22 protein-coding genes are annotated in these 23,180 nt (G+C 62.6%); 16 read left to right on the top strand and 6 right to left on the bottom strand.

Annotated features, from left to right (window positions below; translation table 11 throughout):
• Positions 1–53: 53 nt before the first annotated feature.
• Entirely contained in the window at positions 54–1,358 is a 1,305-nt protein-coding gene (locus J3D60_RS03305) for an ATP-binding protein (RefSeq protein WP_253489686.1), read from the bottom strand.
• 3 nt (positions 1,359–1,361) lie between these two features.
• Positions 1,362–2,063: a response regulator transcription factor gene (locus J3D60_RS03300; RefSeq protein WP_065906561.1), complete on the bottom strand. Its 702-nt coding sequence runs from the start codon at positions 2,061–2,063 to the stop codon at positions 1,362–1,364.
• Positions 2,064–2,234: 171 nt separating this feature from the next.
• Here J3D60_RS03300 and J3D60_RS03295 point away from each other — a divergent pair, with 171 nt between their 5' ends.
• From J3D60_RS03295 to J3D60_RS03245, 11 genes are all read left to right on the top strand, one after another.
• Complete coding sequence (locus J3D60_RS03295; protein WP_253489683.1) at positions 2,235–3,392, top strand: efflux RND transporter periplasmic adaptor subunit; 1,158 nt, start codon at positions 2,235–2,237, stop codon at positions 3,390–3,392.
• Positions 3,393–3,404: 12 nt separating this feature from the next.
• Positions 3,405–6,509, top strand: coding sequence for an efflux RND transporter permease subunit (locus J3D60_RS03290; RefSeq protein ID WP_253489680.1), 3,105 nt, complete (start codon positions 3,405–3,407; stop codon positions 6,507–6,509).
• 237 nt (positions 6,510–6,746) lie between these two features.
• Positions 6,747–7,148, top strand: a complete 402-nt coding sequence (locus tag J3D60_RS03285; RefSeq protein ID WP_253489666.1) for a hypothetical protein — start codon at positions 6,747–6,749, stop codon at positions 7,146–7,148.
• Between the two features lie 103 nt (positions 7,149–7,251).
• A complete protein-coding gene (locus J3D60_RS03280; RefSeq protein WP_053135146.1) occupies positions 7,252–7,893 on the top strand; it encodes a DUF1345 domain-containing protein in 642 nt (213 codons plus the stop codon).
• Between the two features lie 71 nt (positions 7,894–7,964).
• Positions 7,965–8,804, top strand: a complete 840-nt coding sequence (locus J3D60_RS03275) for an AraC family transcriptional regulator (RefSeq protein WP_253489663.1) — start codon at positions 7,965–7,967, stop codon at positions 8,802–8,804.
• A 54-nt stretch (positions 8,805–8,858) separates the two neighbouring features.
• Positions 8,859–9,458: a LysE family translocator gene (locus tag J3D60_RS03270; protein WP_253489660.1), complete on the top strand. Its 600-nt coding sequence runs from the start codon at positions 8,859–8,861 to the stop codon at positions 9,456–9,458.
• Positions 9,459–9,567: 109 nt separating this feature from the next.
• Positions 9,568–10,587, top strand: a complete 1,020-nt coding sequence (locus tag J3D60_RS03265; protein WP_367399660.1) for a LacI family DNA-binding transcriptional regulator — start codon at positions 9,568–9,570, stop codon at positions 10,585–10,587.
• Positions 10,588–10,647: 60 nt separating this feature from the next.
• On the top strand, positions 10,648–11,430 hold the full coding sequence (locus J3D60_RS03260) for a sugar phosphate isomerase/epimerase (RefSeq protein WP_253489654.1): 783 nt from the start codon (positions 10,648–10,650) through the stop codon (positions 11,428–11,430).
• Entirely contained in the window at positions 11,423–12,364 is a 942-nt protein-coding gene (locus J3D60_RS03255) for a sugar kinase (RefSeq protein WP_253489651.1), read from the top strand. The genes J3D60_RS03260 and J3D60_RS03255 overlap by 8 nt, the downstream gene beginning before the upstream one ends.
• Before the next feature lie 45 nt (positions 12,365–12,409).
• Positions 12,410–13,708 carry an MFS transporter gene (locus J3D60_RS03250; RefSeq protein ID WP_253489648.1) on the top strand — a complete coding sequence of 433 codons (1,299 nt, stop codon included), beginning with the start codon at positions 12,410–12,412 and terminating at the stop codon, positions 13,706–13,708.
• A complete protein-coding gene (locus J3D60_RS03245; RefSeq protein WP_253489646.1) occupies positions 13,705–14,682 on the top strand; it encodes a D-glycerate dehydrogenase in 978 nt (325 codons plus the stop codon). The genes J3D60_RS03250 and J3D60_RS03245 overlap by 4 nt, the downstream gene beginning before the upstream one ends.
• Positions 14,683–14,757: 75 nt before the next feature.
• Here the strand turns inward: J3D60_RS03245 and J3D60_RS03240 are convergent, their stop codons facing one another.
• Entirely contained in the window at positions 14,758–16,383 is a 1,626-nt protein-coding gene (locus J3D60_RS03240) for a methyl-accepting chemotaxis protein (RefSeq protein ID WP_141157544.1), read from the bottom strand.
• Between the two features lie 233 nt (positions 16,384–16,616).
• Here J3D60_RS03240 and J3D60_RS03235 point away from each other — a divergent pair, with 233 nt between their 5' ends.
• The 3 genes from J3D60_RS03235 to J3D60_RS03225 are packed head-to-tail and all read left to right on the top strand — an operon-like array spanning position 16,617 to position 19,078.
• Positions 16,617–18,044 (top strand): nucleobase:cation symporter-2 family protein, encoded by a 1,428-nt coding sequence (locus tag J3D60_RS03235; RefSeq protein ID WP_027606435.1) that lies wholly within the window; start codon positions 16,617–16,619, stop codon positions 18,042–18,044.
• A gap of 13 nt (positions 18,045–18,057) precedes the next feature.
• A complete protein-coding gene (locus J3D60_RS03230) occupies positions 18,058–18,519 on the top strand; it encodes an LEA type 2 family protein (protein ID WP_253489642.1) in 462 nt (153 codons plus the stop codon).
• A 7-nt stretch (positions 18,520–18,526) separates the two neighbouring features.
• Positions 18,527–19,078 carry a GNAT family N-acetyltransferase gene (locus J3D60_RS03225; protein ID WP_092488632.1) on the top strand — a complete coding sequence of 184 codons (552 nt, stop codon included), beginning with the start codon at positions 18,527–18,529 and terminating at the stop codon, positions 19,076–19,078.
• 280 nt (positions 19,079–19,358) lie between these two features.
• Here the strand turns inward: J3D60_RS03225 and J3D60_RS03220 are convergent, their stop codons facing one another.
• Positions 19,359–20,285 (bottom strand): carbon-nitrogen hydrolase family protein, encoded by a 927-nt coding sequence (locus J3D60_RS03220; protein ID WP_253489639.1) that lies wholly within the window; start codon positions 20,283–20,285, stop codon positions 19,359–19,361.
• Between the two features lie 91 nt (positions 20,286–20,376).
• Between J3D60_RS03220 and J3D60_RS03215 the strand changes: the two genes are divergently transcribed.
• Positions 20,377–21,297: a LysR family transcriptional regulator gene (locus tag J3D60_RS03215; RefSeq protein WP_065941750.1), complete on the top strand. Its 921-nt coding sequence runs from the start codon at positions 20,377–20,379 to the stop codon at positions 21,295–21,297.
• Here the strand turns inward: J3D60_RS03215 and J3D60_RS03210 are convergent.
• Positions 21,269–21,523 carry a hypothetical protein gene (locus tag J3D60_RS03210; protein WP_003190904.1) on the bottom strand — a complete coding sequence of 85 codons (255 nt, stop codon included), beginning with the start codon at positions 21,521–21,523 and terminating at the stop codon, positions 21,269–21,271. The genes J3D60_RS03215 and J3D60_RS03210 overlap by 29 nt on opposite strands.
• A 165-nt stretch (positions 21,524–21,688) precedes the next feature.
• Here J3D60_RS03210 and J3D60_RS03205 point away from each other — a divergent pair, with 165 nt between their 5' ends.
• A complete protein-coding gene (locus tag J3D60_RS03205; RefSeq protein WP_032887039.1) occupies positions 21,689–22,009 on the top strand; it encodes a YqjD family protein in 321 nt (106 codons plus the stop codon).
• Between the two features lie 40 nt (positions 22,010–22,049).
• Here J3D60_RS03205 and J3D60_RS03200 read toward each other — a convergent pair whose 3' ends face one another.
• Positions 22,050–23,084 carry an Ldh family oxidoreductase gene (locus J3D60_RS03200; protein ID WP_253489636.1) on the bottom strand — a complete coding sequence of 345 codons (1,035 nt, stop codon included), beginning with the start codon at positions 23,082–23,084 and terminating at the stop codon, positions 22,050–22,052.
• Positions 23,085–23,180: the final 96 nt, after the last annotated feature.

Below are 23,180 nucleotides of genomic sequence, written 5' to 3'. Positions count from 1 at the left end.
ATCTCTCCTCGGGTAAAGCGGGGGCACAGTGTGCGCCTTCCCCGGGAGATTTTCTAATCGGCAGCCGTGGGCAACCACACCCGGAACCGTGCGCCGCCCAACGGCGAGGCCAGTGCGCTCAGGGTGCCGCCTTGGGCCTCGAGGGCTCGCCGGCTGATGGCCAGGCCCAGGCCAAAGCCACCGGTGGCGCGGTCGCGGCTGCGGTCGAGGCGGTAAAAAGGCTCGAAGATACGCTCGCGCTGGTCCAGCGGAATGCCGATGCCATCGTCATCCACCCAGATTTCACAGCCTTTGGCGCAGACCTTGACGCCCACCTGAATGCGCTTGTCGCAGTAACGCGTGGCATTGCGCAGCAGGTTCTGCAGGGCACGGGCGGTGAGGCGCGGGTCGAGGCTGAAGCGTTCCACAGCGCAGTCGAGTGCTACATCGATGACGATCTCGGGGTTTTCCAGTTCGTCATCGACACTGCCCAGCACGCTGTCGATAAACTCATCGAGCACCACCTCCACACGCTCCGGCAATTGCGCCGGGTTTTGCAGACGGCTGTAGGACAACAACTCCAGCACCAATTCATCCAGCTCGCGAATATGCGCAACCAGGCCATGCAAGCGCTCGCGACTGGCCTCCGGCAAGTCTTCCGACAGCGCCAGGGCCAAGCCGAAATCCAGGCGCGTAAGGGGCGTGCGCAGTTCGTGGGAGACCGCGTTGAGCAGGTCGCGCTGTTGGTTGAGCAGGTGTTCGATGTCGTCGGCCATGGTATCGAACACCGCCGCCAGGCTGCCGATGTTGGAGCTGGCCGGGATGTGCGTGCGCTCGGCCAGGTTGCCCCTGCCCAGTTGCGTGGCGGTGCTTTTCAGGCGTTCGAGATCGCGCCAGTGCGGGCGCAGCCAGAACAGCAGGCAGGCCAGCAACGCGGCGCCGATCAGCACATTCATCGACCAGTACAACAGGTTCATGTCCAGCGGGTCCGGCGGAACGGTGAGCTTGACCACGAACTGCTCGTTGAGCGGCGAGCTGATGTCCTCCATCCAGCCCCACTCCCCCAGGTGAATCACGGGTTTACCCTGCTCCAGCAGTTTGGCTTCCTGTGCACTGTAGCTGGCGTCCTGGCGCAACAGCAATTGCACTTTGAGGGGGGCGAAGTCACGTCCCAGTTGCTCGGTCACCTGGGACCAGCGCTCCACCGGCGCACGCAGGTACTGCTTGACGATCAGCTTCTGCATGCCCCGGGACTGCTCGACGTTGTAGTCCAGGTAGCGGTGTTCGAACAGTTGGATCACCAGCTTGGGAATCAGGAAGATCGCGGCGCTGTAGGTGATGATGGTGATCAGGTAAAGGCGTAGCAGTACACGAAACATCGGTCAGCATTCCCACTCGGAACGGCTGAACAGGTAGCCTTTGCCCCATACGGTCTTGATCTTGCGCGCTTCACCGGCGTGGTCGTCGAACTTGCGCCGCAGCTTGGAAATGGCCACGTCCACCGAGCGGTCGGTGCCGTTGAACTCGATACCGCGCAGGCGTTGCAGGATCTGGTCGCGGCTGAGGACTTCGCCGGCATGCCGGGCCAGTACCACCAGCAGGTTGTATTCGCCGCTGGACAACTCCACCGCCTGCTCGCGCCAGGTCACGGTGCGTTCCGACAGGTCGATGCACAGGTTGCCCATCAGGATCTGGTCATTGGCCACCTGGGGCTCGGACAGACTGCTGCGCCGCAGCAAGGTGCGCACCCGCGCCAGCAGTACACGCGGCTCGCAGGGTTTGGTCACGTAGTCGTCGGCGCCCATTTCCAGGCCCAGCACCTGGTCGTGGCTGTCGTCGCGGGCGGTGAGCATCAGGATCGGCAGGCCCGCCGAATCGGCGCGCAGCAGGCGGCACACTTGCAGGCCGTCGAGGCCGGGTAGCATCAGGTCGAGGATCACCAGGTCCGGCGGGTTGAGGCGCGCGCGTTCGCGGACGTGGTCGCCACGGCTGAGCACACTGACGTGGTAGCCGTTGCGTTCCAGGTAGCTGGCAATCAGCTCGGAGAGTGCGGCGTCGTCTTCCACCAGGAGGATGTTGGGCATGGTGTTTCCAAATAATGCGGTTTGTTGGTGTGTTGCAGGATTGTGCAAGGATATACGCCCTCGGCGCCCCGCGCGCCGCACCTTACATTTCTTCACAGACGACCTACACAGCTTCACAGCACCACGGCGCAGGTGCCTTTAGGATGCGCCAGTCAATATTGGGATAAGAGCATGTCGAAGAATCTGTTTGCGCCATTTTGCCTGTTGGCCCTGACGCTGGCCCTGAGCGCCTGTGACCAATCGGCCGACGAAGCGCCGCAAATGCCCCTGGCCAAAGTGCGCATCGAAACCCTTGAGGCCAAACCCCTCTCCATCACCAGCGAATTGAGCGGACGCATCGCCGCGCCGCGCATCGCCGAAGTGCGCGCACGGGTGGCCGGGGTGGTGATGCAACGGGTGTTCAAGGAAGGCCATGACGTCAAACAGGGCGACGTGTTGTTTCGCATCGATCCGGCACCGTTCAAGGCTGACCTGGACAGCGCCCAGGCCAACCTGAGCAAGGCCGAGGCCAATGCGTTCCAGGCGCGCCTGCAGGAGCAGCGCTACAGCCAACTGGTGGAAGGCAATGCCATCAGCGGCCAGGACTACGACAACGCCCGCGCCAACCTGCGCCAGACCAACGCCGAAGTCGCCGCCAACAAGGCCGCCGTCGAGCGCGCCAGGTTGAACCTGGGCTATGCCACCGTGACCGCGCCGATTTCCGGACGCATCGGCCGCGCCCTGGTGACCGAAGGGGCACTGGTGGGCCAGAACGAAGCCACGCCCCTGGCGATCATCCAGCAACTGGACCCGATCCACGCCGACCTCACCCAGTCCACCCGCGAGCTCAACGACCTGCGCCGCGCCTTCCGCGCCGGCAGCTTGAAGCAGGTCGGCCAGGACCAGGCCAAGGCCACGTTGATCCAGGACGATGGCAGCCTCTACCCGTTGCCGGGCAAGTTGCTGTTCGCCGAGATCAGCGTCGACCCGGGCACCGGGCAGATCATCCTGCGCAGCGAGTTCCCCAACCCGGACCTCGACCTGTTGCCCGGCAGCTTCGTGCGGGTCCGCCTGGAGCAGGCCGTCGACAAACAGGCCATCAGCGTGCCGCAACGCGCCATCACCCGCGACAGCGCCGGCATCCCCATGGTGCTGCTGCTCGACGCCGAGCAGACCGTCAGCCAGCAGCCGGTGGAACTGGGTGCGGTGATCGACGACCGCTGGGTGGTCAGCCATGGCCTCAAGCCCGGCGACCGTATCGTCGTCGAAGGCCTGCAGCACGCGCGCCCCGGTGAAAAAGTCGAGGTCGATGACAGCCCCACACCCGTTGCCCAGGCTTCCGGCCAATAAGGATCTTTGACAATGCCGCAGTTCTTTATTGACCGCCCGATCTTCGCCTGGGTGGTCGCCCTGTTTATCCTGCTGGCCGGCTTGCTGGCCATCCCGCAGTTGCCGGTGGCCCAGTACCCCAACGTCGCGCCACCGAAGGTGGAAATCTACGCGGTGTACCCGGGCGCCTCGGCCCAGACCCTGGATGAAAGCGTGGTCAGCCTGATCGAGCAGGAGCTCAACGGCGCCGATCACTTGCTGTATTTCGAATCCCAGAGCAGCCTCGGCTCGGCGACGATTACCGCCACGTTCCAGCCCGGCACTAACCCGGAAATGGCCCAGGTCGATGTGCAAAACCGCCTCAAGGCGGTGGAGCCGCGCCTGCCCCAGGCCGTGACCCAGCAGGGTTTGCAGGTGGAGAAAGTCTCCGCCGGCTTCCTGCTGCTGGTGACCCTCACCTCCAGCGACGGCAAGCTCGACGACGTGGCGCTCAGCGATTACCTGGCGCGCAACGTGATGAACGAACTCAAGCGCCTGGACGGGGTCGGCAAGGCCCAGCTGTATGGTGCCGAACGCGCCATGCGCATCTGGATCGACCCGCAGAAACTGATCGGCTTCAACCTCACGCCGGCCGACGTGAATGCCGCGATCAGCGCACAGAACGCCCAGGTCTCGGCCGGTAGCATCGGCGATCTGCCGGGTACCAGGACCCAGGAAATCACCGCCGCGATCCTGGTCAAGGGCCAGCTGTCCACGCCGGCGGAATTCGCCGATATCGTGCTCAAGGCCAACCCGGACGGCTCCACCGTGCGCATCGGCGATGTGGCGCGGGTAGAAGTGGGCAGTCAGGAATACCAGTTTTCCACGCGCCTGAACGGCAAGCCGTCCACCGCCGTCAGCGTGCAACTGGCGCCGGGGGCCAATGCGCTGAACACCGCGACCCTGGTGCGGGCGAAGATGGACGAGCTGTCGCGCTATTTCCCGGCCAACGTGGAATACAAGATCCCGTACGACACCTCGCCGTTCGTCAAGGTCTCGATCACCAAGGTGGTCTATACCCTGCTCGAAGCCATGGCCCTGGTGTTCGCGGTGATGTTCCTGTTCCTGCAGAACGTGCGCTACACCCTGATCCCGACGCTGGTGGTGCCGATCGCGCTGATGGGCACCTTCGCCACCATGCTGTTGCTGGGCTTCTCGATCAACGTGCTGACCATGTTCGGCATGGTGCTGGCCATCGGCATCCTGGTGGATGACGCCATCGTGGTGGTGGAGAACGTCGAGCGGATCATGGCCACCGAGGGCCTGTCGCCCAAGGACGCGACGAAGAAAGCCATGGGCCAGATCACGGGCGCCATCGTCGGCATTACCCTGGTGCTGGTCGCGGTGTTCCTGCCGATGGCGTTCATGGCCGGCTCGGTGGGGGTGATCTATCAGCAGTTCTCGCTGTCGATGGCCACCTCGATCCTGTTCTCGGCGTTCCTTGCCCTGACCCTGACCCCAGCCCTATGCGCCACGCTGCTCAAACCGATTGCCAAGGGCGAGCACCATGCCAAGGGCGGGTTCTTCGGCTGGTTCAACAAGCGCTTCGAGCAGCTCACCGACCGTTACGAAGGCTGGGTCGCCTATGCCCTCAAGCGCAGCGGCCGTTACCTGCTGATCTACCTGGTGCTGCTGGTGGGCCTGGGGTTGATGTTCAGCCGCCTGCCCTCCTCGTTCCTGCCGGTGGAAGACCAGGGCTATACCATCACCGATATCCAGCTGCCGCCGGGTGCGAGCAAGAACCGCACGGTGCAGGTGGCCGAACAGATCGAGGCGCACAACGCCGGCGAGCCTGGGGTGGGCGATACCACCATGATCATGGGCTTCAGCTTCTCCGGCTCCGGGCAAAACGCGGCGTTGGCGTTTACCACGCTCAAGGATTGGTCGCAACGCGGCAGCGATGACTCCGCCGCCTCGATTGCCGACCGCGCCAACATGGCCTTCAGCGAACTCAAGGACGCGATTGCCTATGCGATCCTGCCGCCCCCGGTGGACGGCCTGGGCACCTCCAGCGGTTTCGAGTTCCGCTTGCAGGACCGCGGCGGTGTAGGCCATGCAGCCTTGATGGCGGCGCGTACCGAACTGCTCGACGCCGCCGGAAAAAGCCCGATCCTGGCCAACGTGCGCGAAAGCGCCCTGGCCGAGGCGCCGCAAGTGCAGCTGGAAGTCGACCGCAAGCAGGCCAACGCGCTGGGCGTCTCGTTTGCGGATGTGGGCAATGTGCTGTCTTCGGCCATCGGTTCGGCCTATGTCAACGACTTCCCCAACCAGGGCCGCATGCAGCGCGTGGTGGTGCAGGCCGAAGGCGACCAGCGCAGCCAGGTGGCGGATTTGATGAAGATCCACGTGCGCAACAAGGCGGGCGCGATGGTGCCGCTGTCGGCGTTTGTCGTCGCCAAATGGACCCAGGGCCCGGCGCAACTGACGCGCTATAACGGCTACCCTGCCATCGCCATTTCCGGCGAGGCCGCACCCGGCCACAGCACCGGCGAGGCGATGGAGGAAATCCAGCGCCTGGTCAGCCAATTGCCGGCAGGCCTGGGCCAGGAGTGGACCGGGTTGTCGCTGCAGGAACGTTTGTCCGGCTCACAGGCGCCCATACTGTTGGGGCTGTCGCTGCTGATCGTGTTCCTGTGCCTGGCGGCGCTGTATGAAAGCTGGTCGATCCCGACGTCGGTGCTGCTGGTGGTGCCGCTGGGCGTGCTCGGCGCAGTGCTGGCGGTGACCTTGCGGGGCATGCCCAACGATGTGTTTTTCAAGGTCGGCCTGATCACCATCATCGGTTTGTCGGCGAAGAACGCGATCCTGATCATCGAGTTCGCCAAGGACCTGTATGACCAGGGCGAAGACCTGATCGACGCCACCCTGAAAGCCGCACGACTCCGGTTGCGCCCGATCATCATGACCTCGCTGGCGTTTATCCTCGGCGTGGTGCCGCTGGCGATTGCCACCGGTGCCAGTTCGGCGAGCCAGCAGGCGATTGGTACCGGGGTAATCGGCGGGATGATCACCGCGACCCTGGCGGTGGTGTTTGTGCCGGTGTTCTTTGTGGTGGTGATGAAGTTGACAAAACGTAAGGTTGCGATCAACAAGTCCTGAATCACTTATATCTTTTCGGTCTGAATAAGCACATTTCATGACTGTCATATTTGACAGTTTTGAGATGTTTAACGTTGCGCTAAGCTGCTCTGGCGCGTAATAAGCCAGTGCCATGCTGGTCCAGTTACGTCACTCATTCAAAACCAAGTAGAGGGTTTTAAAATGGCGACTGACAACTATGAATATGAGAGGAGCCTTACCGAATGTAAGGACAGCATTATCGAATATGAGGGCAGCATGACCGCCACCACCACGCTAGATAAAAAAAAATTCAGCGCGACGAAAGTCAAGATAACGCGGTACATATCACAAGATGGTGATTTGTTGGCGGTGAAGGGCGATGATGCTGACTGGAATGAAAATTTTCTCGTCGTTTTCATACCAGTCCATGAGAAGACTTCAGGGACACTTGAAGTATCCGAACGTCATGTGGCCGACAAAGCTACCATTCACTTTAATCGTTATTTAGGTGGGGAAGATCCTGTGCGCAGATACGCGCATAGCGGGAAAATCAAATTTGAATATGATAAGCAAAACAGTACAGTGAGTGGCAGTGGCTACTTCGAGGTTCAACCTAATGACGTGGACCCAGGGTACAAATTTGAAAATCTGGAGTTCTTAGTTCATCCCGCCAAATAACCGCTTCGGAGCGCTACCTGCGGCATTCACACAGTATTAGGGCGCTCACTCTGTTTTTGTGTGAATACGCTATAGTGGCTCACCTTTCTCTCGGGGAGCCTCTATGCCCTTCCTCGCCCGCACCCACCCGCGCCTCTCCGCCGCCGCCGTACTTGGCCTTGCCGTCGGCATCCTGGCACCGGCCGACACCCTCGCCAGCAAAATCCTCATCGGCTGGAACGCCGGGGTCTGGACTTACCTCGTGCTGATGCTGTGGCTGACCAGCCGTGCCAGGGCCGACGATGTGAAGCGTATCGCCGAAATCGAGGACGAAAACGCCGGGCTGGTGCTGTTCACCGTGTGCATTGCCGCCATCGCGAGCCTGGCCACCATCACCTTCGAACTGGTGGGCAGCAAAGACCTGGCCACCTCCGAGCGCCTGTTGCACTACGGGTTTACCGGGCTGACGGTGATCGGTTCATGGCTGTTGATCGGGGTGATTTTCAGCGTGCATTACGCCCGCCTGTATTACACCTGGAATGGCAAGGAACCGGCGTTGCGGTTTGCCGAAGGGCTGTTGACGCCGAACTACTGGGACTTCCTGTATTTCTCCTTCACCATCGGCGTGGCGGTGCAAACCTCTGACGTCGGCGTCGCCACCCGTGGCATGCGCAAGGTGGTGCTGGGGCAATCGCTGATCGGTTTTCTGTTCAATACGGCGATCCTGGGGTTCTCGATCAACATCGCCGCCGGGCTGTTCGGCTAGGCTGCACAAACCTTCTAGACGCCAGGGAGCCGGCAGGCGCTAATACCCTTACACATGCATGCTGGTGTTTTATGGCCGCGCACAATTGGATCGACTTGTCCCAGGACGCCGACACCGGCATCGAGACCCTGCGCGCGCATTTCGAGGGTCACGCCTATGACCCCCACTGGCATGACAGCTACCTGGTCGGCGTCACCGAACAAGGGGTGCAGCAATTCAACTGCCGCCGCACCCGCCACAACAGCGTACCCGGCCAGGTGTTCCTGGTGGAACCTGGCGAGTTGCATGACGGCGACGCCCCCACGGCGGACGGCTTTACCTACCACATGCTGTACCTCGACCCGCAGTGGCTGGCGCGGGAAGTGAGTGTGGTGTTCGAAGAGGCGCCCCTCAACAGTCAACTGGGGTTTACCAGCACCTTGACCAGCGACCCGCGCCTGGCGCTGGCCACCAGCCGTGCGTTCCAGACCCTGCACAGCGGCGAACTGCGCATCGTGCGCCAGCGCGCCATGGACCAATTGCTGGAGTGCCTTACCGCCCAACTCCAATGGCGCACCCGCTACCGTGAAGACCCGCGCTTGCCGCGGGTGGCCTATAGGGCGCGGGACTATCTGCATGCCCACCTGCAGCAAGACGTGGGCATGGACGAACTGGCCTTCACGTGCGGCGTCGACCGCTTTCGCCTGACCCGCGCCTTCAAGAGCGCCTTCGGCCTGCCGCCCCACGCCTACCTGGTGCAACTGCGCCTGGCCCGCGCCCGGTATTTGCTGGCCAAGGGCGAACAACCGGCAGACGTGGCGATTGCCCTGGGCTTTGCCGACCAGAGCCATCTGGGCCGCTGGTTCATCCGCGCTTACGGCCTCACGCCCGCCGCGTACCGCAAGCGCTGCTCAAATCTTCCAGACAGGTAAGGCGCCGGCTTGTAAAGATCGACTCCATCGATTGATTTACCGGAGTGCCCCGCCATGCTGTCCACCTTGCTGCCGTTCATGCTGTTCGCCTTCGTCGCCTCCATCACACCCGGCCCCACTAACATTCTGGTGCTGAGCAACAGCGCCCGCTACGGGCTCAAGGCCGCCCTGCCAATCATCCTCGGAGCCTGCACCGGGGCGGCCGGGCTCGTGCTTCTGGTGGGGGCCGGGTTTGGCCAGTCGCTGGTACACCTGCCCAAGGTACAAAGCGCCATGCAGTGGGCCGGCGTCGCCTGGTTGAGTTACCTGGCCTGGCAGATCTTCCGTGCACCGCCCCAGGTCATCGAAGCGGATACAGGCCAAAAGCCCCTGGGTCTGATCGGCGCGGCCAGCCTGCAATTGATCAACCCCAAGACGTGGATGATGGCGTTGGCGGTGGTCAGCGTATTTGCCGGTAAGGGCGAGCAGCACCAAAGCCAGGTGGTGTACCTGTCCCTGGTGTTTTTCCTGATATCGATGCCCTGCCTGGGCACCTGGGCGCTGTTAGGGGTGGGGTCTGCGCGGGTGTTTCGTTCGCCCAAGGCCATGCAGCGTGTCAACCGAAGCATGGCCCTGCTGTTGTTGGCGGCGACGTGGTTGGGCATGATCGTCTGAACACACCGATCATCTATCTTTGTCCTACAGCTTCTTGACGACTTTCCTATTTTAGTGGTTTCCTGAAACCGGTTTCAGTCATTCCAATAAAAATAGAAGGTCGATGACCGTGAACAACTTTTCTGCCGCCCAGCGCAGCCGCGTGACCATGCTCGACGTCGCCCAGCACGCCGGCGTCTCCAAGGCCAGCGTGTCGCGCTTTATCGGCGACGACCGCGACCTGCTCTCCGATGCCATCGCCCTGCGCATCGAACAGGCCATCGAACAGCTCGGCTACCGCCCCAACCAGATGGCCCGCGGGTTGAAACGTGGCCGCACGCGCCTGATCGGCATGCTGGTGGCCGATATCCGCAACCCCTACTCCATTGCCGTGATGCACGGCGTCGAAACCGCCTGCCGCCGGCACGGCTACAGCCTGGTGGTGTGCAACACCGACCGCGATGACGAGCAGGAACGCCAGCATTTGGCGGCGCTACGCTCGTACAACATCGAAGGGCTGATCGTGAACACCCTCGGCCATCACCTCGACCAATTGCTGGAACTGCAACGGGAAATGCCCCTGGTGCTGGTGGACCGCAAGGTCGAGCCGCTGCACAGCGACCTGGTGGGGCTGGATAACCCGGCGGCGGTGCGCATGGCGGTGGAACACCTGGAACAGCAGGGTTACCGCGATGTATTGCTGGTGAGCGAAGCCTGCGATGGCACCAGTTCACGGCAGGAACGCCTGGACAGCTTCAAGGGCGAAATCGCCCGGCGCCCGGCGCTGACCGGCGCGGTGCTGGCGCTCGATGACGGGCTGGAACAACGCCTGCAAGGCTTTCTTGCCAAACCCGGCCCCAAGGCGGTGTTCTGTGCCAACGGCGTCGCCACACTGGCCTGCACCCATGCGCTCAAGGCGCTGGACTGCAAGCTGTTCGACGACGTGGGGCTGATCGCCCTGGATGACCTGGACTGGTACCCGCTGGTGGGCAACGGCATCACCGCCCTCGCCCAACCCACCGAAGCGATTGGCGCCAGTGCGTTCGACTGCCTGCTCAAGCGCTTGCGCGGTGACACCGAACCGACCCGCACCCTGGATTTTTTGCCCCAGTTGATCATTCGAGGTTCGACCCAGCGTCCTTACACGTAGCAGAGTCGATTCAACCTTTATAACGTGAAAAAATGAAACCGGTTTCAGAGGTAAACAACAATGCACAAATACCCCGTTTCCATCAGCCTTTCCAGCTACGGCGCCGACCTGGTCCGCCAGCAAGGCCAATTGAGTTTTGTCGGATTGCTGGCCGCCGCCGGTGCCCGGCGCATCGAGTGGCGCGAAGAACTGCTGACCAGCGAGCAACCTGCACAACTGGCCCAGGCTGCCGCCGAGCAAGGCCTGGAGTGCGTGTTCTCATCGCCCCTGGAATTGTGGATCGCCGGCCGCGCCCAGCCGAATGCCGACCTCAACGCAACCCTGGACCGTGCCCAGGCCTTTGGTGCGCGCTGGCTGAAAGTCTCCCTCGGTTATTTCACCGACACCAACGACCTGGAAAGCCTGCACGCCCTGCTCGCCCGCCATCCGGTCAAGCTCTTGGTAGAAAACGACCAGACCCTGCACGGCGGCCGGATCGAGCCGATGCAGCGCTTCTTCACTGAAGTCGAACGCCTGGGCCTGCCGGTGAAGATGACCTTCGATATCGGCAACTGGCAGTGGCAGGACCAATCCGCCCTGACCGCCGCGCGCCTGCTCGGCCGGCACGTCGACTACCTGCACTGCAAGGCCGTGGCCCGTCGCGCGGACGGCAAGCTGGTGGCGCTGCCGCCCGGCGCAACCGACCTGCATCTGTGGGAACAACTGCTCACCCACATGACTCAAGGCATTACACGGGCGGTGGAATTCCCGTTGCAGGGCGATGACCTGGTCGACGTCACCGCGCAACAGGTGGCTGCCCTCGCCCTCCTTGGCCAACCCCGTGGGGAGAATGCCCATGTCTGAGATCGATATCCTCTCGTTTGGCGAAACCATGGCGATGTTTGTCGCCGAGCAGACCGGCGACCTGGCCCAGGTGGCGCAGTTTCACAAACGCATTGCCGGCGCCGACAGCAATGTTGCCATCGGCCTGTCGCGCCTGGGCTTCAACGTCGCCTGGCTGAGCCGGGTAGGCAATGATTCCCTCGGGCGTTTTGTGGTCGACACGCTGAAAAAAGAAGGCCTGGATTGCCGGCACGTGGCGGTCGACCCGTTGCACCCCACCGGCTTTCAACTCAAGTCCCGCGAAGAAGCCGGCGATGACCCGCAGGTGGAGTACTTCCGCAAGGGTTCGGCCGCCAGCCATTTGTCCACTGCGGCCATCAGCCCGGCGCTGTTGCAGGCCCGCCATCTGCATGCCACCGGCATTCCGCCGGCCTTGTCCGAGGCCACCCGCGAGCTGTCCGTAGAGCTGATGACGCAGATGCGCAAAGCCGGTGGCAGCGTGTCGTTCGACCCAAACCTGCGTCCGTCGCTGTGGACCAGCCAGGAGCAGATGATCCGCGAAATCAACGCCCTCGCCGGCCTCGCCGACTGGGTCCTGCCGGGCCTGGGCGAAGGCCGTTTGCTCACCGGTTTCGACGACCCGGCGGATATTGCCGCGTTCTACCTCGACCAGGGCGCCGAAGCCGTGGCGATCAAGCTCGGCCCGGACGGCGCCTACTTCCGCACCCAACTGGACCAGGGCTTTGTCGCCGCCGTGCGCGTGGACAAGGTGGTGGACACCGTTGGCGCCGGCGACGGCTTTGCGGTGGGCATGATCAGCGCCCTGCTGGAAAACCTCAGCTTCCCCGAGGCGGTGCAGCGCGGTAACTGGATCGGCAGCCGCGCCGTGCAAAGTCGCGGCGATATGGAAGGCTTGCCCACCCGCTCTGAATTACCCACCCGATCCGTCGCTTGACCCACACCCTGTTGCCACAACTACAACAAGCTCAGGAGCAACCTTATGGACACCGTGAAACTCGCCACCCGCCGTTGGTGGTACATCATGCCCATCGTCTTTATCACCTACAGCCTGGCGTACCTGGACCGCGCCAACTACGGTTTTGCCGCCGCCTCCGGGATGGCCGAGGATCTGATGATCACCCCCGGCATGTCGTCATTGCTGGGTGCACTGTTTTTTCTTGGCTACTTCTTCTTCCAGGTGCCGGGTGCGATCTACGCGCAAAAGCGCAGCGTCAAGAATCTGATTTTCGTCAGCCTGATCCTCTGGGGCGGGCTGGCCACCCTGACCGGCGTGGTGTCCAACGCCTACATGCTGATCGTCATTCGCTTCATGCTCGGCGTGGTCGAGGCCGCCGTGATGCCGGCCATGCTGGTGTACCTGTGCCACTGGTTCACCCGTGCCGAGCGCTCGCGGGCCAATACCTTCCTGATCCTCGGCAACCCGGTGACCATGCTGTGGATGTCGGTGGTGTCCGGCTACCTGGTGCAGCATTTCAGCTGGCGCTGGATGTTTATCATCGAAGGCCTGCCGGCGGTGCTGTGGGCATTTATCTGGTGGAAGCTGGCGGATGAAAAACCCGCAGACGCCAAGTGGCTGAGCGAGCAGCACAAAAAAGACCTGGAAAGCGCGCTGGCCGCCGAACAGGTCGGCATCAAGGCGGTGAAAAATTACGCCGAAGCGTTCCGCTCGCCCAAGGTGATCATCCTGGCGCTGCAGTTTTTCTGCTGGAGCATCGGCGTGTACGGCTTCGTCTTGTGGCTGCCGTCGATCCTCAAGAAAGGCCTGCAGATGGACATGGTCGAAGCCGGCTGGCTCTCGGCCCTGCCCTATCTCGCCGCCGTGATCGCCATGCTGGCGGTGTCCTGGGGCTCGGACAAACTGCAAAAACGCAAGCGCTTCGTGTGGCCGCCGCTGCTGATTGCCTCCATCGCGTTCTACGCTTCCTACGCCCTGGGCGCCGAACATTTCTGGTGGTCCTACACCCTGCTGGTCATTGCCGGAGCCTGCATGTATGCGCCGTACGGGCCGTTTTTTGCCATCGTCCCGGAAATCCTCCCCGCCAACGTCGCCGGTGGCGCCATGGCGCTGATCAACAGCATGGGCGCCCTCGGCTCGTTCGGCGGCTCCTACCTGGTGGGTTACCTCAATAGCAGCACCGGCTCGCCCGGCGCCTCGTACCTGCTGATGAGCGGCGCGCTGATGCTGTCGGTGGTGCTGACGATTTTCCTCAAGCCCGGCGCCAGTGACCGTGAACGCGCGCCCATCTCGACCCTCGAATTGAAGGTGAAAACCCCATGAAAAAGTCTGTGGTTCTGTACAAGAAGCTCTCCGCACCGTTGATGGCGCGCCTGCATGAACAGTGCGACGTCACCCTGATAGACGCACTGGACGAGACCGGCCTGGCCAAGCTGCGCGATGCACTGCCTACCGCCCACGGCCTGCTGGGTGCCAGCCTGCGCCTGGATGCCGGGTTGCTCGACCTCGCACCGCAACTGGAGGCCGTGGCCAGCGTATCCGTGGGGGTCGACAACTACGCTATCGACTACCTGACCCGGCGCGGCATCCTGCTCAGCAACACCCCGGACGTGCTCACCGAAACCACCGCCGACACCGGCTTCGCGCTGATCCTGGCCACTGCCCGGCGTGTGGTGGAGCTGGCCGACATGGTGCGCGCCGGCCAGTGGAACAAGAATATCGGCCCGTCACACTTCGGCAGCGACGTGCATGGCAAGACCCTGGGCATCATCGGCATGGGCCGCATTGGCGAAGCCTTGGCCCAGCGCGGGCATTTCGGTTTTGGCATGCCGGTGATCTACCACAGCCATTCGCCCAAGCCGGCGGTGGAACAGCGCTTTGGCGCGCAGTACCGCAGCCTCAACGACTTGCTGCAACAGGCCGATTTTGTCTGCCTGACCTTGCCGCTCACGGCTGAAACCGAAAAGCTGATCGGCGCCGAGCAGTTTGCTCTGATGGGTCCGGAGACGATCTTTATCAATATCTCGCGGGGCAAGGTGGTGGACGAGGCGGCGTTGGTCGAGGCCTTGCAGCAACGTACGATTCGGGCGGCGGGGTTGGACGTGTTCGAAAAGGAACCGCTTGATCACGGCTCACCGTTGCTGCGTCTGAACAACGTGGTGGCGACGCCGCATATCGGCTCGGCGACCCATGAGACGCGGGAGGCGATGGCCAAGTGTGCGGTGGATAATCTGTTGCAGGCGTTGGCGGGTGAAAAACCCAAGAATCTGGTGAACCCAGGGGCCTGGAAGCAATAGCTTCTGACACCACACAGAACACATGTGGGAGGGGGCTTGCCCCCTCCCACATTTGATTGCATTGCAAAAAGTGGGTCAGATAACGAACCTCGCCACCATCCCATTCAAATCCACCGCCAGACGCGACAGCTCGTGGCTGGCCGCGCTGGTCTGGTTGGCCCCCGCCGCCGACTGGGTCGCCAGGTCGCGGATGTTGACCAGGTTGCGGTCCACTTCGCGGGAGACCTGGGCCTGTTCTTCCGACGCGCTGGCGATCACCAGGTTGCGTTCGTTGATCAGGCTGATGGACTGGGTGATCTGCTCCAGGGCCACGCCGGCGGCGCGGGCCATTTCCAGGGTGTCCTGGGTGCGCTGGTTGCTCTGTTGCATCGACTGCACCGCTTCACCGGTACCGTTCTGGATGCCGGCGACCATCTTCTCGATTTCCTGGGTCGACTGCGCCGTGCGATGGGCCAGGGCCCGCACCTCATCCGCGACCACCGCAAAGCCACGTCCGGCTTCACCGGCGCGGGCCGCTTCGATGGCGGCGTTGAGCGCCAGCAGGTTGGTCTGCTCGGCAATCGCGCGGATCACGTCCAGTACTTTGCCGATGTCACGGCCCTGGGTGGCCAGGCCTTCGATCATCGCGGCAGTGTTTTGGACGTCCTGGGTCATGGTCTGGATCGCGCCGACGGTCTCCATCACCCGGTCGCGACCCGACCGCGCGGCCTGGTTGGACTGGTTGGAGGCCTCGGAGGTGGACACCGCATTGCGCGCCACTTCTTCCACCGCCGCGGTCATCTCGTTGACCGCCGTGGCGGCCTGGTCGATTTCATTGTTCTGTTGCTGCAGGCCCCGGGACGCTTCCTCGGTCACGGCGCTCAACTCTGTCGCCGCCGAGGCCAGCTGCGTGGCCGAACCGGCAATGTGCTGGATAGTCTGGCGCAGGTTGGTTTGCATGGTCGACAGGGCGTTGATCAGGCGCGCGGGTTCATCGTTGCCATTATCTTCAACGACGCTGGTCAGGTTGCCACCGGCGATGGTTTCAGCCACCTGAACGGCTTTGCGCAACGGCGTGACAATGCTGCGGGTCAGCAGCCAGGCCAGCAGCACCGTCAGTAGTGCAGCACTGACCGAGACCACGATAATCCCGGTGATGGCGCTGGTGTAACTGTGCCCTGCCGCGTCGCTGGCTTGCTTGGCGTTGGCGGCATTGATCGCAATCAGCTTGTTCAACTGCTCGCCCATCTGATCGGTGCCTTCCTTGATCCGGGTATTGATCAGGGTACGCATCTGCTCGACGTCGCCTTGCTTGGACAGCGCCAGCATGTCCGCCTGGGCCTTGAAGTAGTTATCCAGGGTGCTGACAAACGTCTTGTACAACGCCGCTTCCTCCGTACCGGCGGGTAATGCCGCGTAGCCGGCCTGGGCCGTCTTGACCTTGTCGACCAGCACGCCGATACGGGTTTCGGCTTCCTGCAGGCCGGCCGGCTCGCGGTTGACCAGCACCCGAAATGACAGGATACGCATGCGCAGGACGTTCTCCGTCATCTGGCCCAGGTACGTCACGCTGGGCAGCTGGTTGCTGCTCATGTCCACCGAGGCCTGGCGGATCAACGTCATGCGGTTGGCCGCAAACCCACCCAACACCACCACTAACAGGGCGATGAAGGCGAAACCGAGGGAAGCGCGAGGGGCGATATTCAGGTGACGGAGCGACATAAGGGCGATCTCGAAATAGAGTGGCGGCGCGCGTCCATGCCACGAAACGATCAGCCAGCGTCAACGCACTGCCTGACACCGGCCATCACTGTTGTTTTTGATAGATGGGCCTATAAGCAGTATCGGCAGGAATCGGGGTTTTATGCAGGGTCTTTATAAATATTTTTTTACACTTCTGACGCTGGGCCGTTTCTGGCATCCTGCGCCTCCATTTTCTGACCCGAGCCCTCATTTTGTCTGACGCTCAAGCCCCCCGCCCCCGCTATAAATCCGACCTGATCTACGGCCTGGAGGACCGCCCGCATTTCAGTGCGGCGATATTTGCCGCGCTGCAGCACGTGCTGGCCAGTTTTGTCGGCATCATCACCCCGACGCTGATCGTCGGTGGTGTGCTCGGCCTGGAAAGCGAAGTGCCCTATCTGGTGAGCATGGCGCTGTTTGTGTCGGGGCTCGGCACCTTTGTGCAGGCGCGCACGTTCGGCCCTATCGGTTCGGGGCTGCTGTGCCTGCAAGGCACCAGTTTCTCGTTTATCAGCGTGATTCTCAGCGCAGGGTTCATGGTCAAGGCCCGGGGCGGCGGCACCGATGAGATCCTCTCGACGATCTTTGGCATCTGCTTTTTCGCGGCGTTTATCGAAGTGGTGCTCAGCCAGTTCATCGGCAAGCTGCGTAAACTGATCACCCCGGTGGTGACCGGCACCATCATTACCCTGATGGGCCTGTCGCTGATCAAGGTGGCCGTTACCGACATGGCCGGCGGCTTTGGCGCCAGCGACCTGGGCGCGGCGAGCAACATGGGCCTGGCGGCCCTGGTGCTGCTGACCATCGTGGTGCTCAACCGCTTCAATAACCCGTTCCTGCGCCTGGGTTCGATCGTGATCGGCCTGGCCCTGGGCTTTGTGGTGGCCTGGTACCTGGGCCGCGTCGATATGGCGGCATTGCCCCAGGTGCCGCTGATCAGCGTGCCGGTGCCGTTCAAGTACGGTTTCTCGTTCGACTGGGTGGCGTTTATCCCGGTGGCGGTGATTTTCCTGATTTCGCCCCTGGAAGCAGCCGGTGACCTGACGGCCAACTCGATGATTTCCCAACAGCCGGTCAAGGGCCCGCTGTACATCAAGCGCATCAAGTCGGGCCTGTTGGCCGACGGCCTCAACTCGGCGATGGCGGCAACTTTCAACAGCCTGCCGATGGTGACGTTCGCCCAGAACAACGGCGTGATCCAGTTGACCGGCGTGGCCAGCCGCTACGTGGCGTACTTCATTGCCGGCCTGCTGGTGCTGTTGGGGCTGTTCCCGATGATCGGCGCGGTGCTGCAACTGATGCCCAAGCCGGTGCTGGGCGGCGCGACCCTGATCATGTTCGGCACCGTCGCCGTGGCCGGCATCAAGATCCTCGCCGAAGCCGGGCTGCACCGCCGCAATGTGCTGATCGTGGCGATCTCCCTGGGCATGGGCCTGGGCGTGGCCGCCGTGCCGGAAGTGTTGCGCGACCTGCCCAAGGCGCTGCACAACATCTTCGAATCGCCGATCACCGTGGGCGCGTTCTGTGCAATCCTGCTGAACATTTTCCTGCCGGAAGCGTTCATAGAGCTGGAAGAAGATGAATTTGATCCGGAGTCCTCTACCCTCAAAGTGATGCAGGACCCGGACGTCACGAAATAGGAGCACCCTTTGCATGCGCAGGCTCATGGTTCTATCGCTGCTACTGCTGAGCTTGAGCGCCTGTGCGCTGTTCCCCAACCGCGACCCGGTGAATATCAATGTGGTGGGCATCGAGCCGCTGCAAAGCCAGGACCTGGAAGTGCGCTTCGCCGTGAAACTGCGGGTGCAGAACCCCAATGAAACGGCGATCGACTACAACGGCGTGGCCCTGGATCTGGAGGTCAATGGTCGGCCGCTGGCATCGGGGGTGAGTGACCAGCGCGGCAGCATCCCGCGTTTTTCCGAGACCGTGCTGATGGTGCCGGTGAGTGTTTCGGCGTTTTCCGTACTGCGCCAGACCTTGGGCCTGAGCCAGACCCAGAGCTTGAACAACCTGCCCTACGTGCTGCGGGGCAAACTGGCGGGCGGGCTGTTCGGCACGATGCGCTTTGTGGACCGTGGCACGCTGGACTTGCCGAATACCGCGACCTGGTAACGACACCATGCAACCGACACTCTTTACCGAACGCCTGATCCTGCGCCCGCTGACCCTGGACGATGCCGAAGGGATCCAGCAGCAATTCGCGCATTGGGACGTGGTGCGTTACCTCAACGCCCTGGTGCCGTGGCCCTACCCGGCCGACGGCGCGCGCACCTACCTGGAGCACATCGCCCTGCCCGCCATGGCCCGTGGCGAGGAATGGCATTGGTCCCTGCGCCTGAAAAGCGCGCCTGGACAGTTGATTGGTAACGTCAGCTTGATGGACGAGCAGGATAACAACCGCGGGTTCTGGCTGGGGCCGCAATGGCAGGGGCAAGGGTTGATGGCCGAAGCCAGCGCGGCGGTGACCGACTACTGGTTCGGCGTGCTCAAGCGCCCTGTGCTGCGGGTGCCCAAGGCCGCACCCAACCTGGGCTCGCGGCGTATTTCCGAACGTACAGGCATGCGTTTGATCAGGACGGATGAAGGTGAGTTTGTGGCAGGTACTTTCCCACGGGATATCTGGGAAATGACCCGCGAGGAATGGCTGGAAAACCAATCCTCTAAACGCTGAGCCCCAAAGGTGGGAGGTCCCACTCCCTCTTCGACGTAGCACTGGCGCGCAGCAAACCGGGACCTCTGTGGCAAGCGGGCTTGTCGAATCGTCGCACCGCCCGCGTTGGGGTGCGAAGCGCCCCTGATGAAGACAAATGTGGTGTATCAGACACTCCTCTGCGCCTGGTTTTGGGGCTGCTGCGCAGCCCAGCGCGGGACAAGCCCGCTCACCACAAGAATGCGCTCGCCTGAAATTATTCATGCAGGACTCAAGACTTCAGTGTGAATGCGGCCGCCTATCAGTCAGTGATATAGCGCACGCCTGGCTTGGCCCGCTCATCCACCACCAGCTCGAACACATCCGGCCGGGCGTAATGCCCCACCACGTCATAGTCATACCGTGCGCGTACCAGGTCATCGGTGTCGATCTGCGCCGTCAGCAGCCCGGCCTCCCCCAGCAACGGCCCGGCCAGGATGTCGCCCATTGGGCCGACAATCACGCTGCCGCCGGCGATCAACGGGCGTTCTGCAGGCCAGTTGGCGACCTCGATGCCCAGTGCCTGGGGCGAGGCCTGCACCTGGCACGCACTGACCACAAAGCAGCGCCCTTCATGCGCCACATGGCGCATGCTCACCTGCCACATCTCGCGCTCATCCACCGTTGGCGCGCACCATACCTCGACGCCCTTGGCGTACATCGCGGTGCGCAGCAGCGGCATCATGTTTTCCCAGCACACCGCACCGCCGATGCGTCCTGCCGCCGCGTCGATCACCGGCAAGGTCGAGCCGTCGCCCTTGCCCCAGATCAGCCGTTCGGTGCCGGTGGGCATCAGTTTGCGGTGCTTAGCCACCAGGCCGCCCGTGGGTTCGACATACAGCACGGTGCAATACAGGCTGCTGCCACTGCGCTCGATCACACCCAGCACCAGGCTGGCGCCGGTACGTGCCGACAGGCCGGCCAGGGCCTCGGTCTCGGCGCCCGGCACATCGATGGCGTTGGCAAAATAGCGGGCAAAGGCTTCGCGGCCTTCGGGCAGGCGATAGCCCAATTGGGTGCCGAATCCTTCACCCTTGGGATAGCCGCCGAGCAGCGCTTCGGGCATCACCACTAATTGCGCGCCGCTGCGCAAGATTTCGTCTTCATAGGCGAGGATTTGCGCCAGGGTGTCGGCCTTGCCGCCAGGCAGGGAACCGATTTGCAGGGCCGCCACAGTAGAAACGGGCATCACGATCACTCCAGATAAGGGGGGTTGCCCATTCTCTCGCCAGGCTCGATCATGAATAAAGACCACCTCAGTGCTGAATGATATGAGCCAGATGAATATCGCCCAGGTCGACCTGAACCTGCTGAAAACCTTCGAAGCCCTCCACGATGAGTCCAGCGCCAGCCGCGCGGCGTTGCGCCTGGGTGTCACGCAGTCGGCCATCAGTGCAGGCCTGCGACGTCTGCGCGACGTCTATGGTGACCAACTGTTTGTGCGTACCGGCCGTGGCCTGGCGCCGACGCTGCGGGCCAACCAATTGAAACCGGTGATCAGCGAGGCGCTGGAGCGTTGTCGGCAAAGCCTGGCGATGGTCAATCCGGACAACCCGAACTATCAAGGCCGCTCGGTGGTGGTGGGCCTGTCCGACGATTTCGAGATTGCCTATGGCCGTCCGCTGATGGACGCCATCGCACAGCGCCTGCCGAAGCTGCGGGTGATCTTTCGCCAGACCCACAGCCAGATCGTCGCCGGCGCCCTGCTCGACCGCAGCCTGGACCTGGCGATTACCGCAGGCGGCTTTGCGCAAAGCCGGTTGAGTCGGCAGGTACTGGGAGAGGGGGATTATCGCTGCGTCGTGGACCCACACAGTTTGGCGCCGGGCCAGGAAAGCCTCAGCCTGGATGAATTTGTTACCCGCGAGCATGTGCTGGTGTCGTCAGGCGGGTTCATCGGCATCACCGACGAAGGGCTGGCGGCGCAAGGCCTGAGCCGCCAGGTGTGCGCCTCGACCAGTCATTTTGCCGCACTGCCGTTTCTGCTCAAGGGCAGCCAGGCGGTGGCGACCATTCCCGGGCATGCGGCGCAGGCCATTGCCGAGATGACCGGCCTACGGGTCCTGCCCTGCCCGCTGGCGCTGCCGCGCTACCCGGTGGAACTGGGTTGGCGCACCCAGGCCCAGCTTGATCCGATGTTGCTTAAAGTACGCGAAGCGATTGCCGCCGGTTTTACTTCGCCGCCGCCATCAACTTGTTGACTTCGCTGCGCACCATGTTGGAAAACTCAGGCGGCGACATGCCGTCCAGTTCGGCGCGGACCCATTCGGCCCACTTGCCCTTGCGCTTGGCGCGCTCACCGAACAACCGCGCGGCTTCGCCCTTGGCCTTGCCCAGGTTGGTTTGCCACAGGTCGTAGAGGCGGGACTTTTCATCTTCCAGCTCGGCGCGTTCGGCGAGGGTCTTGTTGGCGAGATTGAAGCTCATGTTGAAATACCTGCTGCACAAATAGACGACATCTTACACTGTAGGCCGAATTTTCCGGATTCGGATTTCGTTCGCCAGTGCCGACCCGGCAAAAAAACTGCAACTTTTGCCACCGCCCGGCACTCCATTGTTCACTGTCACATTCACCTGCAAGGAGTCACACCCATGGCCCGCAAAACTGCCGCCCAAGCTGTTGAAGATCAAATCAAGGATCAAGCATTCAGTGAACTGACGGCCCTGATCGAAGAATCGGACAAGCTGCTCAAAAGCAGCGCTGCCCTGGTGGGCGAAGAAGGCGAAACCCTGCGCGAACAGGTCGCCATCAAACTCAAGCAGGCACTGGACTCGGTATCCAACGTGCGCGAGCGCAGCAAGCCGGTGGTCGATGCCACCGAAACCTATATCGGTGGCCATCCATGGCAGACCGTGGCGATCTCCGCGGGCTTTGGCCTGGTGGTTGGCCTGCTGCTGGGTCGCCGTAACTGACCGACACATACCCGTAGCAGCTGACGAGCCTCGTCAACTGCTACGTAGCCCAGTCCCGCAGTTGGTTCAGCGCTTCCAGATCCACCACCACACCCTCCTCCAACGACTTCGCCCGCGTGCGATGACGTCGATCCCCCGGCAAGCGCCGCAATCCCGCCGCATGCATCTGCCGCACCAGTTCCTGGCTGCGCTCGGCGAAGCTTTGCCCGGCGGTTTTGCTCGGATCGATCACAATCAGCAATTGCCCGGTCCAGGGCGTACGTGCGCCGGGGTGATCGGCCCAGTTGAACTCGAAGGAGAAGTTACCCCCCGTCAGGGCCGCCGCCAGCAATTCGACCATCATCGACAACGCCGAGCCCTTGTGCCCGCCAAAGGGCAACAACGCGCCACCTTCCAGCACAGCCTTGGGGTCGGTGGTGGGCTGGCCGAGGCTGTCGACCCCCATGCCCGGCGGCAAGCGCTCACCCTTGCGCGCGGCAATCTGCACGTCGCCGTGGGCGATGGCGCTGGTGGCCAGGTCGAACACAATCGGCAAGCCGTCGGCACGCGGCGCGGCAAAGGCGATGGGGTTGGTGCCGAACAGCGGCCGGTCGGCGCCATGGGGCACCACGCAGGTCATGCTGTTGACCACGCTCAGCGCCACCAATCCTTGCTCGGCGAAGGGTTCGACATCCGGCCACAAGGCCGCGAAGTGATGGGAATTGTGGATCGCCAGCAGTGCGATACCGGCACTGCGAGCCTTATCCACCAGCAGCGCGCGCGCCGCTTCAAGGGCCGGCTGGGCAAATCCGTTGCCGGCGTCCACCCGTACAAAGCCGGACGCCACGTCGGTGACCACCGGCACCGCCTTGCCATTGACCCAGCCACTGGCCAACGTGCTGAGGTAACCGGGGATGCGGAAAATGCCGTGGCTATGGGCGCCGTCGCGCTCGGCACTGGCGCAATTGCGCGCCAGGATTTCGGCCACTTCCGGCGCGGTGCCGTGCTTCACGAATACCGCACTCAGCAACCTCACCAGGTCGTTGAAACCGATGAGGGTTGTGGCGTTGTCGACTATCGGGGACTGGGCAGGCATCTGTAGCTCCGATTTTATAATTGGAAGAGACAACAAGAATCCAGGCCGATGATTAAACAACGCCTGCCGTGCCTGCTGTCAACGGGCGCTTGCGAT

It is taken from the genome of Pseudomonas sp. S3E17 (assembly GCF_024168685.1).
Classification (GTDB): Bacteria; Pseudomonadota; Gammaproteobacteria; order Pseudomonadales; family Pseudomonadaceae; genus Aquipseudomonas; species Aquipseudomonas marginalis.
Note: the sequence above shows the minus strand (reverse complement) of the source record. Positions and strands in the feature narration are given on the sequence as shown.